Origin of the sequence: Curtobacterium luteum (assembly GCF_001475545.1) — a bacterium.
Lineage (GTDB): Bacteria > Actinomycetota > Actinomycetes > Actinomycetales > Microbacteriaceae > Curtobacterium > Curtobacterium luteum_A.
In genome coordinates, this window is record NZ_LDQC01000012.1 from 13748 (window position 1) to 29016 (window position 15269).

Annotated in this window: 14 protein-coding genes; 7 read left to right on the top strand and 7 right to left on the bottom strand. The window is 72.6% G+C overall.

Translation table 11 applies throughout. From position 1 onward, the window contains the following. Positions 1-70: 70 nt before the first annotated feature. Together NS184_RS02065 and hemE are read right to left on the bottom strand one after the other, a co-directional pair. Positions 71-1408: a protoporphyrinogen/coproporphyrinogen oxidase gene (locus tag NS184_RS02065; protein ID WP_058724482.1), complete on the bottom strand. Its 1338-nt coding sequence runs from the start codon at positions 1406-1408 to the stop codon at positions 71-73. Beyond that, on the bottom strand, positions 1405-2565 hold the full coding sequence (hemE, locus tag NS184_RS02070; RefSeq protein WP_083513375.1) for a uroporphyrinogen decarboxylase: 1161 nt from the start codon (positions 2563-2565) through the stop codon (positions 1405-1407). Before hemE ends, NS184_RS02065 begins: the two co-directional genes overlap by 4 nt. A gap of 48 nt (positions 2566-2613) precedes the next feature. Between hemE and NS184_RS02075 the strand changes: the two genes are divergently transcribed. Continuing rightward, positions 2614-3933, top strand: coding sequence for a glutamyl-tRNA reductase (locus NS184_RS02075; RefSeq protein WP_058724495.1), 1320 nt, complete (start codon positions 2614-2616; stop codon positions 3931-3933). A 32-nt stretch (positions 3934-3965) separates the two neighbouring features. Next, complete coding sequence (locus tag NS184_RS02080) at positions 3966-4364, top strand: NUDIX hydrolase (protein ID WP_242862944.1); 399 nt, start codon at positions 3966-3968, stop codon at positions 4362-4364. A gap of 15 nt (positions 4365-4379) precedes the next feature. On the opposite strand, the gene NS184_RS02085 is transcribed toward NS184_RS02080, so the two are convergent. After that, the gene (locus tag NS184_RS02085; RefSeq protein WP_058724484.1) at positions 4380-4652 is read right to left on the bottom strand and encodes a hypothetical protein; all 273 of its coding nucleotides are present in this window, start codon (positions 4650-4652) and stop codon (positions 4380-4382) included. Positions 4653-4765: 113 nt separating this feature from the next. On the opposite strand from NS184_RS02085, the gene NS184_RS02090 reads away from it, so the two are divergent. Further along, positions 4766-5446 carry a DUF4232 domain-containing protein gene (locus tag NS184_RS02090; protein WP_058724485.1) on the top strand — a complete coding sequence of 227 codons (681 nt, stop codon included), beginning with the start codon at positions 4766-4768 and terminating at the stop codon, positions 5444-5446. 21 nt (positions 5447-5467) lie between these two features. Then, positions 5468-5878 (top strand): GNAT family N-acetyltransferase, encoded by a 411-nt coding sequence (locus NS184_RS02095; RefSeq protein WP_242862945.1) that lies wholly within the window; start codon positions 5468-5470, stop codon positions 5876-5878. A gap of 81 nt (positions 5879-5959) precedes the next feature. Here the strand turns inward: NS184_RS02095 and NS184_RS02100 are convergent, their stop codons facing one another. Continuing rightward, entirely contained in the window at positions 5960-6640 is a 681-nt protein-coding gene (locus NS184_RS02100; protein ID WP_058724487.1) for a hypothetical protein, read from the bottom strand. A 213-nt stretch (positions 6641-6853) separates the two neighbouring features. Between NS184_RS02100 and NS184_RS02105 the strand changes: the two genes are divergently transcribed. Next, on the top strand, positions 6854-7699 hold the full coding sequence (locus NS184_RS02105; RefSeq protein ID WP_242862946.1) for a phosphotransferase family protein: 846 nt from the start codon (positions 6854-6856) through the stop codon (positions 7697-7699). Between the two features lie 30 nt (positions 7700-7729). On the opposite strand, the gene NS184_RS02110 is transcribed toward NS184_RS02105, so the two are convergent. The 3 genes from NS184_RS02110 to NS184_RS02120 are packed head-to-tail and all read right to left on the bottom strand — an operon-like array spanning position 7730 to position 12200. Beyond that, positions 7730-8698, bottom strand: a complete 969-nt coding sequence (locus NS184_RS02110) for a serine hydrolase (protein ID WP_083513376.1) — start codon at positions 8696-8698, stop codon at positions 7730-7732. Next, positions 8698-10662, bottom strand: a complete 1965-nt coding sequence (locus NS184_RS02115) for a M13 family metallopeptidase (RefSeq protein ID WP_058724499.1) — start codon at positions 10660-10662, stop codon at positions 8698-8700. Before NS184_RS02115 ends, NS184_RS02110 begins: the two co-directional genes overlap by 1 nt. A gap of 47 nt (positions 10663-10709) precedes the next feature. After that, on the bottom strand, positions 10710-12200 hold the full coding sequence (locus tag NS184_RS02120) for a hypothetical protein (protein ID WP_058724488.1): 1491 nt from the start codon (positions 12198-12200) through the stop codon (positions 10710-10712). 98 nt (positions 12201-12298) lie between these two features. Here NS184_RS02120 and NS184_RS02125 point away from each other — a divergent pair, with 98 nt between their 5' ends. Next, positions 12299-13636 (top strand): uracil-xanthine permease family protein, encoded by a 1338-nt coding sequence (locus tag NS184_RS02125; protein WP_058724489.1) that lies wholly within the window; start codon positions 12299-12301, stop codon positions 13634-13636. An 87-nt stretch (positions 13637-13723) separates the two neighbouring features. Then, positions 13724-15040 (top strand): MATE family efflux transporter, encoded by a 1317-nt coding sequence (locus NS184_RS02130; protein ID WP_058724490.1) that lies wholly within the window; start codon positions 13724-13726, stop codon positions 15038-15040. Positions 15041-15269 lie beyond the last annotated feature (229 nt).

A 15269-nucleotide genomic window follows, 5' to 3' on the forward strand; every position in this document is an offset into this window, starting at 1 on the left:
ATGCGCCGAGCGGAATACGTCCGGCGTCTCCCCAACAGTAGCCCTCGGCCGCTGCCGGGTCCGCCCAGGTTCACAGGTCCGCGTCGTCCAGGATGCGTTCGGCGGCTGCCCGGGCGGACGAGACGATGCCGGACAGGCCACGACCGGTCGTCGCCTCACCGATCCCGACGACTCCCTCTGCCAGCCCGGCGGCGGTGGTGTCCGGTCCGTACCAGCGGACCCGGGCCGCGCCACGGACGCGTTCTGTCCCGAACGGCACCCCCAGCAGGGTGACGGCGTCGCGGACGGCTCGCGTCCCGGTCGGGTCGGCTGGGTCGACCGGGAGGCTCGTGGCCACGTCCGGCTGGCGCGTCCTGTCGACGTCGGCGCGCGTCGCGTAGCTGAGGCGCAGGACGTGCAGGCCGCCCGTGGCCTCGGCGAGCCAGGGCCACTTGACCGTGGCGTGCGTCAGGGCCTTGGCACCGACCCCCTCGGCGTCCGGGTGGACGAGCATGCCCGTCCCGCGAGGGGCGGCGTCGAGGGCGGGTTCGTCGACGACGAGCGTCACCAGCTCGATCCCGGTGCGGTCGGCCGCCGCCGTGCGCTGGGGATCGGCCGTCGACGACAGGACGTGGTCGGCCACGAGCGTCTCGGTCTCGCCGTCCGCTCCGGTGACCTCGACGTGGTGCCCGGTGACCGCGGTCGCACGCGTGTGCAGCCGGACGTCGACCCGGTAGGTCTCCATGTCCGCCACGAGTTCGTCGACCAGGCGCACGGTGCCGCCGCGGATGCCCTGGACCGCCGACCCTGCGGCGGCGCGGGACCGGAGCGCGAGCACCGCGCGGGCGAGCGAACCGTCCCGGAGGAGCGCGCCACGCAGCCCCGGTGCCACCCGGTCGGGGTCGAGCCGGTCGGGGTGCGTCGAGTGCACGCCGCCCGCGATCGGGACGACGAGGTCGTCGAGCACGCGCTCGCCCATCCGCTTCCGGACGAGCTCACCGAGCGATGCGGCCTTCGCGCCGACGGGCGACGGGAGCAGCGAGTCCATCTGCGCCCGGAGCCCGCCCTTCTGCCCGATCACGGCGAGGACGTCGGCGGCCATCGGGGTGCTCGGGATGCCGAGGAGGCCGGTGGCGGGGATGGGCGCGGTTCGGCCGTCCCGGGTCATCAGCCAGGCGCCGCGCTGGTCCGGGGTCACGATGTCGTTGCCGAGCCCGAGCTCGATCGCGAGTCGGCTGACGGCGTCCGTCCGCGTCGCGAACGAGTCCGCGGCCATGTCGAGGTCGATGCCGGCGACCGTGTGCCGGCGGACCATCCCGCCGAGCACGCCGGACGCCTCGACGAGCACCACGTGGGCACCGCCCTTGGCGAGGTCCCGCGCGGCGACGAGGCCGGCGACACCACCGCCGACGACGACGACGTCCGTCACGCCGGCTCCCCCGCCGTCCGGCCGGAGCCCAGGGAGTGCACCAGCTCGACGACGCGGGTGATCACGGACGGGTCGGTCTCGGGCGGGACGCCGTGCCCGAGGTTGACGACGTGGGCACGTGCAGCACCGCCACGACGGACGACGTCGCGCACGTGGGCCTCGAGCACCGGCCAGGGAGCGGCGAGCATGGCCGGGTCGATGTTGCCCTGCACGGTGACGTCGGTACCGACACGGCGGACGGCCTCGTCGAGGGGGATGCGCCAGTCCACCCCGACGCCGTCGACCACGACGTCGTCGCCCCCGAGGGTGGTCATGTCGTGCAGGACCTCGCCGCTGCCGACGCCGAAGTGGATCCGCGGGACGCCGAGGTCCACGACGTGCTCGAGCGCCCGGGCGGAGTGCGGTGCCACGGACGTGAGGTAGTCGGCACGGGGCAGCGACCCCACCCACGAGTCGAAGAGCTGCGCGGCGGAGGCGCCGGCGAGCACCTGCGCGCGGAGGAACGCCCCCGACACGTCCGCCGCCCAGGCGAGCAGGCGCGACCAGGTCTCCGGGTCGGCGTGCATGAGCGTCCGGGCGCGGATGTGGTCCTTCGACGGACCGCCCTCGACCAGGTAGGCGGCGAGGGTGAAGGGCGCGCCGGCGAACCCGATGAGCGGCGTGCTCCCGAGCTCGGCGACCGTCCGCGCGACGGCCTCGGTGATCGGTGCGAGGGACGTCGGATCGAGGGGTTCCAGGGCGTCCACGTCCGCTGCCGTGCGGATCGGGGCACCGAGTACCGGGCCGCGACCGGGCACGATCTCGACGTCGACGCCCGCGAGCTTGATCGGCACGACGATGTCGCTGAAGAAGATGCCCGCGTCCACCCCGTGCCGACGGACCGGCTGGAGCGTGATCTCCGACGCCATCGCGGGGTCGAGGCAGGCGTCGAGCATCGCCGTCCCGACGCGCAGCTCGCGGTACTCCGGCAGCGAACGCCCGGCCTGCCGCATGAACCACACGGGGAGCGTCTCGGGTCGGTCGCCCCGGAGCGCACGGACGAGCGGGGAACCGCTGGTCAGGCCGGAGGTGAGGGGGTGCGTCCCGGGGAGGGCTGAGGCGGGGGCGTCGGTCACCGGACGATTCTCCCACCGCCTGTCCGGGTGGTTCCCGCACATCCGTGCAGGGAGCCGCCCGCACACCGAGCGCGGGTTACCATGGAACACGTGCTCATCTGTCTCACGGCGTCGCACCGCAACGCCAGCTTCGACCTCCTGGAGCGACTGAGCATCGGCGCACCGACCGCCGCGAGCCGTCTCGTGACCGACTCCGACGTGTTGGACGGAGCCGTCGTCCTCGCCACGTGCAACCGCTTCGAGGCCTACCTCGACATCGCGGGGGACGACCGCGACTCCGCCGTCTCGGCCACCGTCGACGCCGTCGCCGCCGCCAGCGACCTCTCCCCGACCGAACTCCGCGACTCCGTCCGGGTGCTCGGCGGCAAGGACGTCGTGCAACACCTCTTCGCGGTGTCGAGCGGCCTCGAGTCCGTCGTCGTCGGCGAGACCGAGATCTCCGGGCAGGTCCGTCGCTCGCTCGAGGACGCCCGCTCGAACGGCACCACCACCTCGGACCTCGAGCGTCTCTTCCAAGAGGCCGCGCACACCTCCCGCGGCGTCAAGACCCGCACCCGCATCGGCGCCGCCGGCCGCTCCCTCGTCCGTCTCGGCCTCCAGCTCGCGTCCTCCCGCATCACCGACTGGGCGCAGACCCGCGTGCTCCTGATCGGCACCGGCAGCTACGCCGCCACGACCATCGCGGCCCTGCGCGACAAGGGTGCCGTGAACATCCAGGTGTTCTCGCCCTCGGGTCGTGCGTCCTGGTTCGCGGCCAAGCACGACCTCGTCGCGGCCCGTGACCTCCGCCAGGCGATCGGCTCGAGCGACGTCGTCATCACCTGCACCTCGAGCGAGGTCCCGGTCGTGGCCCCCGCCGACCTCGACGACGGCATCCGCCGGATCGTCATCGACCTCGGGCTCCCCCGCAACGTCGACCCCGCCGCGGCCGGCGTCGACGGTGTCGAGCTGCTCGACCTCGAGACCATCAGCATCCACGCGCCGATCAACGAGCTGAACGCCGAGTCCGAGGCCCGCGCCATGGTCGACGACGCGGTCTCCCGCTTCCGGGCGCAGGCGCTCGAGCAGTCGACCACACCGGCGCTCGTCGCGTTCCGCAAGCACGTGTTCGACATCCTCGACGACGAGATCGACCGCGCGAAGCGCCGCGACGGCGACCCCGAGTCCGTCGAGCAGACCGAGCGTGCGCTCCGCCACCTCGTGGGCGTCCTGCTGCACCGCCCGTCGGTTCGAGCCCGCGAGCTCGGTCGCGCCGGTCGGGGCGAGGAGTTCGTCGGCGCGCTCGACGCGCTCTTCGGCGTGCAGCCTGCCCCCGAGATCGAGGTGCCGAGTCCGGTCGTGCCGCTCGCGGAGCGCACCGCGCCCATCCGTGACGATGCGGACCGCACCGACGAGGCGGACGCGAGCTGAGCCTTCAGTCAGGCTCCACTCGGACGCTGCGCGTGAGCGCGCTGCTGCTGGTGCGTGACCGGAAGGTCCTGATGGTGCGCGCACGGGGGCGCGACGTGCTCTACCTGCCCGGCGGCAAGGCCGAGCCGCACGAGAGCGACGTCGAGGCAGTGCTCCGAGAGGCGTACGAGGAGACCGGGCTGCGCCTGACGGCGCAGGACGTCGAGCCGTTCGGGACGGTCACCGAACCCGCGCACGGGCAGGCGCCCGGCACGATGGTCGCGATGGCCCTGTTCACGGTCCGGCCTGGAGGCACGCTCGAATCCGCCACGCCCGTCGCCTCGGCAGAGGTGGACGAGGTGGAATGGGTCACATCCGCGGACGCGGACCGGTGCCCGCCCGCCGGTGTCGAGACGCTCCGGCGGCTCGTCGCCGTCGACCTCGTCGACTGACGGGCGGCCTCGGCGCTACTCGTCCTTGTCGACGTAGTGGCCGACGCCCTCGGTGCCGGTCGGCTCCGGCTCGCCGGGGATGTCGCTCTCCACGTACTCACCCTGCTCGCCGTCCGGCGTCGGGCGGCCTTCGCCGGGGATGTCGCTCGAGACGAACTCACCGACGGGCTCGCTGCTCGCGACGTGCTCCTCGCCCGGGATCTCGCTGTCGGTGAAGGACCCGGCGCGGGGTTCGACGCCGTCTGCTCGACCCTCGTCGCCGCGTGCCTGCTCGTGCTTGTCCGTCATGGCGGTCTCCGTCGTCCGTGGCACGGGCGCTCCCGTGCCGGTGATCGCGAGTGTGCTCGCGGAGGCTGGACGACGCCCGAGTCCGGGTCGCTCCGCGGTGGTTGCGTGGACGCATGCAGCGCAGCGCCGTCCCCAGGGTCGTGTCCATCGCCGTCGGGCTGGTCGCCGTCGGTGTCCTCGCCGGGTGTGCCGGCGGCGGTGCGGCGACGCCGACCGCCGCGACCTCCACCGCGACCGCGACGGTGACGGCTGCTCCGTCGACGGCGTCGTCGTCCGCGTCGCCCTCGTCATCGCCGTCCACGACCGGTTCGGCCTCGTCCGACGGTGGGTCGTCGGGGTCGAGCAGCTCCGTTGCCGCGTGCGGCACGTCGTCGCTCGCCGTCGGGGCGGAAGCAGGCAGCGGCGGTGCCGCCGGCAGCACGATCTTCCACATCACCCTCGAGAACACCGGCTCCGCGTCCTGCACGTTGCAAGGGTGGCCGGGCGTCTCGTTCGTCGGCGGAGGAGACGGGCAGCAGATCGGCGCTGCGGCGTCCCTCGACCGCTCGTCCCCACACCCGACCGTCACCCTGCGACCCGGACAGCTCGCGGTCGCGCCGGTCAAGGTCGTCCGAGCGGAGAACATCCCGACGTCGGAGTGCTCGCCGGTGACGCCGGACGGCTTCCGCGTGTACCCGCCCGGATCGAAGACGTCGCTGTTCCTGAAGGACGAGGGCTACACGGCGTGCCGGTCGTCCGATGCCGCTTTGCTCAGCGTGCAGGCGCTCGTGCTGGAGGGGCAGGCGACCGACTAGGCCTGCCACGATGGACCCGTGGTGACCATCGCGACGGAACTGCCCACGCCGGAGGAGCTGCTCGACCTGTACGGGGCGGTCGGGTGGACGGCGTACACACGCGACCCAGACGTGCTCGTCGCCGCGATCACGGGCTCGCACGCCGTGATCACCGCCCGCGACGCCGGTCGCCTGGTGGGGTTGGCGCGTACGGTGTCCGACGGTGCGACGATCGTGTACGTGCAGGACGTCCTCGTGCACCCCGAGCACCAGCGGACCGGGGTCGGCCGGGCGCTGCTCGACGAGGTGCTCCGTCGCTACGAGCGCGTGCGTCAGACGGTGCTGCTCACCGACGCCGAACCCGGGCAGCGGGCGTTCTACGAGTCGCTCGGGTTCGTCGAAGCGCATGACGTCTCGCCCGGGACGCTGCGATCGTTCGTGCTGCTGCGCTGACGTCGCGCTGATGCTCGCTGCACGTGGAAGCGCCGCTCCCGGGGGTCCCGGGGGCGGCGCTTCGGTGTGTGGTGCGGGGTGTTACTTGATCTTGGCGGTGATGGTCGCGGTGCCCACGAGCAGGCCGCGCTTGACGGCGTCGGTGCCGAACGTCTTGTTCAGCAGGCCGGCGGCGTCCTCGGAGATGTGGACCGTGGTGCCGGTCAGGATCGCGTTGTCGCCCTCGAGCTGCAGCGGCTTGAGGGTGCCGCCCCAGAGCTCGAACAGGTACGCGTTCGCCGCGGCGACCTTGCCGTTGACCAGCACGTCACCGTAGAGCTTGGACGAACCCGGGTTCACCACGAAGTTCTCCAGCGTCACCGTCGTGTCACCGGCCTTGAGGGTCAGGCCCGAGTCGTCGTGGTTGAGCAGACCCTGCACGTAGGGGCGGTACGAGCCGTCCGGGTTCCAGTACGTGACCGAACCGGCCGTGATCGGGAACGACACCGACCCGTTCTCGAGCTTGGCGTTGCCGGACACCCCGGGGGTGAGCTTCAGGGCGGTGAGGGCGTCGGTGAAGCCCGAGTCGAGCTTCACGGCCGTGCTGCCGCCCAGGACCTCGGGCACCGACGCGACCGGGGCGGGGATCTTCGACGAGGACGAGGACACGGTGTGCACCGACGGGGTCGAGGCGTTCGCGGCGCCGACACCGAACGCGGCGCCACCGAGGACGAGCGCGCCGGTCGTGGCGAGGGTGATCGAGGTCTTCAGGCTCTTGCGCATGGTGGAATCCTTTGCTGTGGTCGCGCTCGGCGCGGCGTTCGATGGCGCGCCGAACTCACCCGATGACGGGTGGAGAACCAGCTGGTTGCGGCTGGTGAGCGCTCCGGGTGGTTCCCGGTCTGTGCAGGGGATTCGACGCCCTCGCCGGAGTGGATTGGGGCGACTTCCCTCCGTTACCGTTTCGTGACATCGGGCGGTCGGTACGCTTGCCCCGTGGCCGCCACGACCCAGCAGGACCCCGCGACGGCGCAGACGGCCGTCGACCACGGCAGCGCGTTGCTCGGACGACCGCTGCACTCGGTCCGCGTCCTCACCGGCGGGCAACACGCCCGCACCGTCCTCGCCGTCGACGGCGAGCAACGGGTCGTGGTCAGGACGTTCCCGCCCGGGGACGATGCTGTCGCCCGGGAGGCGTCCGTGCTCGGGCGGCTCTCGCCCCTCGGTGAGCTCGCGCCGCGGCTCCTCGCACACGGGACGATCGCGGGCGTCCCGACGATCGTCACGTCGGCGCTGACGGGGACCGTTCCGTCCGCCACCCTCGACCTCGACGCCGCCGCGGAACAGCTCGGGGTCGCTCTCGCCCGGGTCCACGGACTCGACCCGGCGGGACTGCCCGACGACGGGCGGGAACCGAAGCGCACAGCGGGACGACTGGGCGGGGCTGCACGTCTCGTCTGGCCGACCACGGACCAGACCCGGGTCCTCACCCACGGCGACTTTTGGAGCGGGAACGCCGTGTGGCATGACGACCGCCTCACCGGGATCGTCGACTGGTCCGGGGCGATGGCCGCCCCGCGGGGTGTCGACGTCGCCTGGTGCCGGCAGGACCTCGTGCTCCTCGGCGCACCGGCCGCAGCCGATCGCTTCCTCGTCACGTACGAGCGCGAGAGCGGCGTGCGGGTCCACGACGTCCACGCATGGGACGTCCTCGCGGCAGCACGGGCCGATCCGTACCTCGAGTCGTGGGAGCCGAACTACACGGGCATCGGGCGTGCCGAGGTGACAGCGCGGGTCATCCGGCAGCGGTTCGACGCCTGGGCACGGCGACTCCTCAGCTGAGCGTCTGCCCGAGTGCGCGACACGCTCCGTTCAGCGGCGAGCGGGCAGGTGCACGGCCTCGAGCACCTCCGTGCCCATCGTGCGCAGGGCGTCGACGACCGCCAATCGTCGCTGCAGCGTCGCGTCGTCGAACGTCACCGTGACGGCGTAGCTCACGGAGGACGCCGGCCCGCGGAGGATTCCTGCCTCGGCCCGGACACCGAGCGATGAACCGGTGGTCGAGACCACCTGGAGCCCGTGGTCGAGCGAGCGGTGTGCCAGCGGGTCGAGCCCGAAGGAGCCTGCCACGAGCGACAGGTCGCTCGACAGGGAGAGCCAGCCGAGCACCCGGTTCGAGACAGCCTCGTCGACGACCTCGCCGAGCGCGAGCCCGCGGAAGAGCCAGCTGAGCTCACCGGTGGCCGCCACCGACGCATCGGGAGCGTCGTCCGGCCCACGGCGGTCGCGGACGCGGTCGATCAGCGCCGTCCGCTCGATGCCGAGCGACTCCGAACGCTCGCGGACCGCGTCGATCCCGACCGTCGAGAGCAGCGCGTTCATCGCCCACGCGTCGGCGGTGGCGCCGACGAGGGTCGCGAGGTCCGACACCTGCATGGTCGACTCCTGCAGGAACTGCCACAGACCGGCACCCGTCGCGGTGTCCCGGGCCATCCGCTGCAGACGGTCGCCGTGCAGTCCGCCGTCCTCGAGCAACGCCGCCACCTCGATGAGCAGCAGCACCCGCCCGAGGCTCGCGACGGGTTGGACCAGTGTGTCGTCGACCGCGAGCAGCGCCTTGCCGGACGACGTGTCGATGACGGAGGCGCTGACTGCCGCACCGTCCCTCGCCAACGCGCCCAGTGCCTCCAGGGTGGATCCGAAGCGCTCGTCCGCACCGCCGCGGTGACGGCCGTGCGCACGACCGCCACCGCCGCGCACACGGTCGCCGTCGCCGGCGGCACCGCCGGCCGGAGCCTGACGGCGTCGCCCGGACGGCAGCGCCGCGTCCGGCTCGACCATCACCAGATTGCGACGCGCTCGGCCGGGTCGAGGTACATCGAGTCGCCCTCCGTCACGCCGAACGTGTCGTAGAAGCCGTCGATGTTGCGCACGACCTGGTTGCACCGGAACTCGTTCGGGGAGTGCGGGTCGATGCTGAGCAGGCGCGCGGCCTCCTCCGGACGGATCGCCATCCGCCACGCCTGCGCCCAGCTGAGGAAGAAGCGCTCCGCGCCGCTGAGACCGTCGACCACCGGCGGCTCCTGACCGTCGAGGGACAGCAGGTAGGCCTTCCACGCGATCGAGAGGCCACCGAGGTCTCCGATGTTCTCGCCGATCGTCAGGGCGCCGTTGACGTGACCGTCGGGGACCTCGGTCGGCACGAGTGCGTCGTACTGCGCGATGAGGGCCTTGGTGCGCTCCTCGAACGCGGCGCGGTCGGCCTCGGTCCACCAGTTCTGCAGACGGCCGTCGCCGTCGTACTGGGATCCCTGGTCGTCGAAGCCGTGTCCGATCTCGTGGCCGATGACGGCACCGATCGCACCGTAGTTGGCGGCGGGGTCGCGCCCGGCGTCGAAGAACGGGAACTGCAGGATCGCCGCGGGGAACACGATCTCGTTGAAGCCCGGGTTGTAGTAGGCGTTGATCGTCTGCGGGGTCATGAACCACTCGTCGCGGTCGATCGGCTTGCCGATCTTGCCGAGCTCACGGTCGACCTGGAAGCTCGCGACGGCGCGGACGTTGCCGATGAGGTCGTCCGCGGAGACCTCCAGCGCCGAGTGGTCGCGCCACTTCACGGGGTACCCGATCTTCGGCGTGAACTTGTCGAGCTTGTCGAGTGCACGCGCACGGGTCTCGTCGGTCATCCAGTCGAGGCCGGTGATGCTCTGGCGGTAGGCCTCGACGAGGTTCGCGACGAGCTCGTCCATCTCGGCCTTCGAGGTCTCGTCGAAGTGCTCCTGCACGTAGATGCGGCCGACGGCCTCGCCCATCGCACCCTCGACGAGGGAGACGCCACGCTTCCACCGCTCGCGCTGCTTCGGCGCACCGGTCAGTGCCGTGCCGTAGAACGAGAAGTTCGTCGCGGAGAACGCGCTCGTCAGGTAGGCCGCCGACCCGCGCACGACCTGCCAGCGGAGCCAGTCCTTCCAGGCCGCGAGCGGCTCGTTCCGGAGGAGTCGGGCGAGTCCGGTGATGAACGACGGCTCGCGGACGACGACGGTCTCGAAGGCGCCGGCCGGGGCGTCGATCGCCTCCCACCACTGCTGCAGGTCGATGCCCTCGGCGAGCGCCGCGACCTCCGACCACGGCAGCTTGTTGTAGGTCTTCTGGCTGTCGCGCGTGGTGACGTTGTCCCAGTGCTCGGCGGCGAGCGCGGTCTCCAGGCCGATGACGTTGTCGCTGCGGTCGCCCGCGTCGTCGAACCCCGCGAGCGGGAACATCGCGGCGACGAACTCGCGGTACTTCGTGCGGATGTCGGCGAAGCGGTCCTCGCGGTAGTAGGACTCGTCCGGCAGCCCGAGTCCGCTCTGCTCGAGGAACACGACGTACGAATCGGGATCGCCCGGGTCGTTGTCGACGAACAGCTGGAGGAAGCTCGGCAGACCGAGGCGTTCGAAGCGGCCGACCATGCGGACGACGTCCTCGACCGAGTCGACCGCGTCGACCTCGGCGAGCAGCGGCTCGATCGGACCGGTGCCGAGGGCCTCGAGCCGCTCCTCGTCGACGAATGCGGTGTACAGGTCGCCGACCTTGCGCTCCTCGGTACCGGGCGCCGCCTGCTGCGACCGCTCCACGATGTCCCGGACGGCCAGTTCGGCCTCTTCCGCGAGGATCGTGAAGGCGCCGTACCGTGCCTTGTCGTCGGGGATCGGGGTGGCGGCGACCCAGCTGCCGTTCACGTGCCGGTAGAGGTCGTCCTGTGGGCGCACACCTGCGTCGAGCTCGTCGGTGTGGATGCCGGAGGTGCTTGCGACGTCGGTCATGGCGTCCACGATAGCCACCGGAACCGAGGCGGGAGCGGAGCCGTCGGTCAGCTCCGGCCGGCCCGCCGACGCCGACGGGCGTTCACCGCGACGAGGACACCGGCGCCGAGGGCGAGCAGCCCTGCCGCGAGGGAGGCCGGACCGGCCGGGTCCGCGCCGGTGTACGCGAGTGTCCCGCTCGCCGTGATCGGGGAGTCGGCCTCCGGCGCGGGGTGCACTCCGGCGGCCGGTCCTCCCGGGCGGTGACCGCCCGTCCCCGGACCCGCACCGTCGACGGGCTCCGGCCCGGCCGGCGCCGTCGGGAGGGCCACGCGGACCGACCCCTGGGGACGACCGTCGATCTCCTGACGGACGACCACGGCGTCGGCGGGGAGGAGGACGCGGTCGACCGTGACCGACCAGCGACGGCCGACCGTCGTCGACACGGGTCGCCCGTCGTGGTCGAGGACGCGGCCGCCGGAGTCGGTCTCGAGCAGGATCGTCGCCCCGGGCTCCCCGGCGCCCTCGAGGCGCACCGTGCCGTCCGACTGCTCGTGCACGACGGCGGTGGGGGCGATCGGCACCGTCAGGTCCTGCTCGGCCGCACCGACCTGGCGGTCTCCGTCGTGCGTCGTGACGGCGATCCTGAGCAGACGGGCGTCGGCCCGGAACGGGAACTCGACGGCCCACCGGAGGTCGTCCCCCACCTCGACGGTGAGCGGACGTCCGTCGGACCCGGAGACCGGACCGCCGCGGTCGGCGAACCGCAGGAGCGTCCCTGCCGGCGCTCGCCCGGCCATGGTGATCCGGCCGGTCTCCCGCGATGCTTCCGCGTTGGTGACCTCGGCGTCGCCGGCCAGCGTGTAGACCTCGTCGACGCCGCCGTTGTGGGCGCCGTCGAAGTACTGCCACACCTCGACGTGTGCAGGACCGAACGGCATCCCCCGGAGCGTGTACGACCACGAGCCGTCGTCGGTGACGTCCGTCTCACCGAGGACCGGCCCGCCCTCGGGATCCGTGACGTCCTCGCTCGCCAGGCGGATGACGAGGTGGGCGCCGGGGAACCCCGTCCCGTCCAGCGCGACGGTGCGCGTGATGCCGTCCACGACGGCGACCATCTCCGGAGCGCGCAGGATCAGGACGTCGACCGCGAGTTCGACGACCGCGCCGTCGGCGTCCGTTGCGATCTGCAGCACCCGGGTGCCTCCGGGGCGCACCGGGACGCGCGCAGTCCAGCGGCCGCTCGCGTCGACGTCCACCACGGTGCGTTCGACACCGTCGCCGCTGATCGCGACCGCCGCACCCGGGTCGCCGCTCCCGTCGACGGTCACGATCCCCGGGCCGTGCTCGATGGACCGCACCTCGGCGGTGAGCCGACGCGGTCCGACGGGCTCGCGGCCCTCGGACCCCGGCGCGACACCGCTCGTCCCGGGTGCAGGAGACGTGCTGCTCGGCGCAGCGACGGCCACGGTGGGGACGGTGGCGAGCGCCACGGTCGCGAGGGCGGTGAGGGCGAGCAGCGCGGCGCCCTTGGCGCTCTGCACGAAGGAGGTGGACACGGGCGACTCCTGTCGGTGATGTCCTACACACCATATCCTCATCCACAGCTCGCGCAAGGGAGTCGTCACGGCGCGGTCCTGCCACTACCGTCGTCTGCATGGGACTCCCTTGGAAGCTGCACGGCGACGGCCGGACCGTCTCCGCGACGACGATCGTGGCCCCCGACGAGCGCCTGGGGTGGGGGCGGACCGTCGGGCTCGGCGTGCAGCACGTCGTGGCGATGTTCGGCGCGACCTTCCTCGTGCCGCTCATCACGGGGTTCCCGCCGTCGACCACGCTGCTGTTCAGCGGCATCGGAACGATCCTCTTCCTGCTCATCACCGGCAACCGCCTGCCGAGCTACCTCGGGTCCTCCTTCGCGTTCCTCGCTCCGATCGGTGCCGCGACGAAGATCGGCGGCATCCCGCTCGCCCTGTCGGGCATCATCGTCGTCGGCGCGCTGCTCGCGGTCGTCGGGCTCGTGGTGCACCTCGCGGGCGCGGGGTGGATCGACCGGGTGATGCCGCCGGTGGTGTCCGGCGCGATCGTCGCGCTCATCGGGTTCAACCTCGCCCCGTCCGCGAAGAAGAACTTCGTCGAAGCGCCCGTCGTCGCACTGATCACCCTGCTCACGATCATCCTGGTGACCGTCCTCTCCAAGGGGCTCGTCGGACGGCTCTCCATCGTGATCGGCGTCGCCGTCGGCTACGTCGCGGCCGTCATCGCGGGCGAGGTCGACTTCTCGGCGGTCGCGGCAGCACCGTGGGTGGGCCTGCCGACCTTCACCGCCCCGGCCTTCGACGTCGGGCAGCTCGCGATCTACCTCGGCTTCGTCCCGGTCGTGCTGGCACTGGTCGCCGAGAACGTCGGCCACGTGAAGGGCGTGGGACAGCTCACCGGCCGTGACCTCACCCCGCTCACCGGCCGAGCACTGTTCGCGGACGGGGTGTCGACGGTCCTCGCGGGCATCGGCGGCGGGTCCGCGACCACGACCTACGGTGAGAACATCGGCGTGATGGCCGCCACGCGGGTGTTCTCGACCGCGGCGTACTGGGTCGCGGCGATCGTCGCGGTCCTGCTCGGGCTCTCCCCGAAGATCGGCGTCCTGATCTCGTCGGTGCCCGCGGGTGTCCTCGGCGGCGCGACGACCGCGCTCTACGGGCTCATCGGCATCATCGGCATCCGGATCTGGGTCGAGAACCGGGTCGACTTCGCGAAGCCGAAGAACCAGCTCACGGCGGGGATCGCGCTCATCACGGGCATCGCGGACTTCACGTTCTCGTTCGGCAGCGCGACGTTCGGCGGGATCATCGTCGGCACCGTCGCGGCGATCGTGGTCTACCACGTGATGGACCTGATCGGTCGGGCCCGTGGAACGGACGGGCCGACGCCTGCGGCGTCGGACGCAGCCCGTGCTGCGACCGGAGCGGTCCCCGCCGAGCCGCGCGCCGACTGAGCCGCAGGCACGGGTCGGACGGGAGGCACGGTGCCGGCCCGCCCCGCGCCTCCCGTCCGACGCGGCGCGAGCCGCCAGGATGGTCGGGTGACCGACCGCACCGAGACCCGTCACGTCGACCGGGACATCGTCCGGCTCGCCGTGCCCGCGCTCGGTGCGCTGGTCGTCGAACCGCTGTTCCTCCTGACGGACACCGCGCTGGTGGGGCACCTCGGGGCGACGCCGCTCGCAGCGGTCGGTCTGGCGAGTGCGGTCCTGCAGACCGTTACGGGACTGCTCGTCTTCCTGGCGTACTCGACCACGCCCGCGGTCGCCCGGGCCCTCGGTGCCGGCGACCGACGGGGTGCCGTGCACGCGGGCATCGACGGGATGTGGCTCGCGCTCGTGCTCGGGGTCGTGCTCGCGCTCGTCGGCTGGCCACTCGCCGCACCGCTCGTCGACGCGTTCGGCGCCTCCCCCGAGGTCTCCGCCGCCGCCACTGCGTACCTGACCCTGTCGCTCGTCGGGCTGCCGGGGATCCTCGTCGTCACCGCGTCCACGGGACTGCTGCGCGGGCTCCAGGACACCCGGACCCCGCTCGTGGTCGCGACCGTCGGGTTCGTCGCGAACGGGCTGCTCAACGCGGTCCTCATCTACGGCGCGGGCTGGGGAGTCGAGGGGTCGGCAGCCGGGACCGTCGTCGTGCAGTGGGCGATGGCCGCCGTCTACGTCGTGATCGCGGTGCGGGCGGCTCGGGCGTCCGGTGCCCCGCTGCGCCCCGGCGCCTCGGGTGTGGCACGCGCGCTCCGCTCGGGAGCCTGGCTGTTCCTCCGGACCGCATCGCTCCGGATCGCCATGCTCGCGACCGTGTCGGTGGCGGCGGGACTCGGCACCACCGGCCTGGCCACGACGCAGGTCGGTCTCACCGTGTTCTCGACGCTGGCGTTCGCGCTCGACGCCCTCGCCATCGCGGGGCAGGCGCTCGTGGGGCACGGACTCGGGGCTCGGGACCCGGACCGCGTCCGCCTCGTGACCGGTCGGCTGGTGCTGCTCGGGATCGTGGGCGGAGTCGTGCTCGGGCTCCTGACCGTTGCGGTGAGCGGCGTGCTCGGCCCGGTGTTCTCGGACTCGAGCGCGGTGCAGCGTGCGCTCCCCCCGGTGCTGGTGATCGTCGCGGTGGGGATGCCGGTCGCCGGCTACGTGTTCGTGCTCGACGGGGTGCTCATCGGCGCCGGGGACGCGCGGTACCTGGCGCTCGCTGGCGGCGTGAACCTCGTCGTGTACCTGCCGCTGCTGTGGTGGGCGGGCGGGACGCTCGCGGGGCTCTGGGCTGCCTTCGCTCTCGGGTACATCGGGGTGCGGGCGGTGACGCTCGGGGTGCGGGCGCACCGGCGGGGGTGGATCGAGGCGGCGCTGGCGCGGTGACGCGCGAGCCGGCAGCCGGCGACAGTGGCCGGGAAACCTGCCGAGTCTCGGGTCTGCGGACAGTTTCGCGGTCCCCGCGGCGCGAAACTGTCCGCGGAGCCGAGACTCGGGCCGTGGAGGGCGCACGCGGCCGGCGCGGCCGGCGCGGCCGCGTCAGTGTGGGGGCGGCGGAGCCGTCGTGTCGCCGATGCGGAGCTCGGAGCGGAAGGCCGCGGGCTGCGCCGGATCC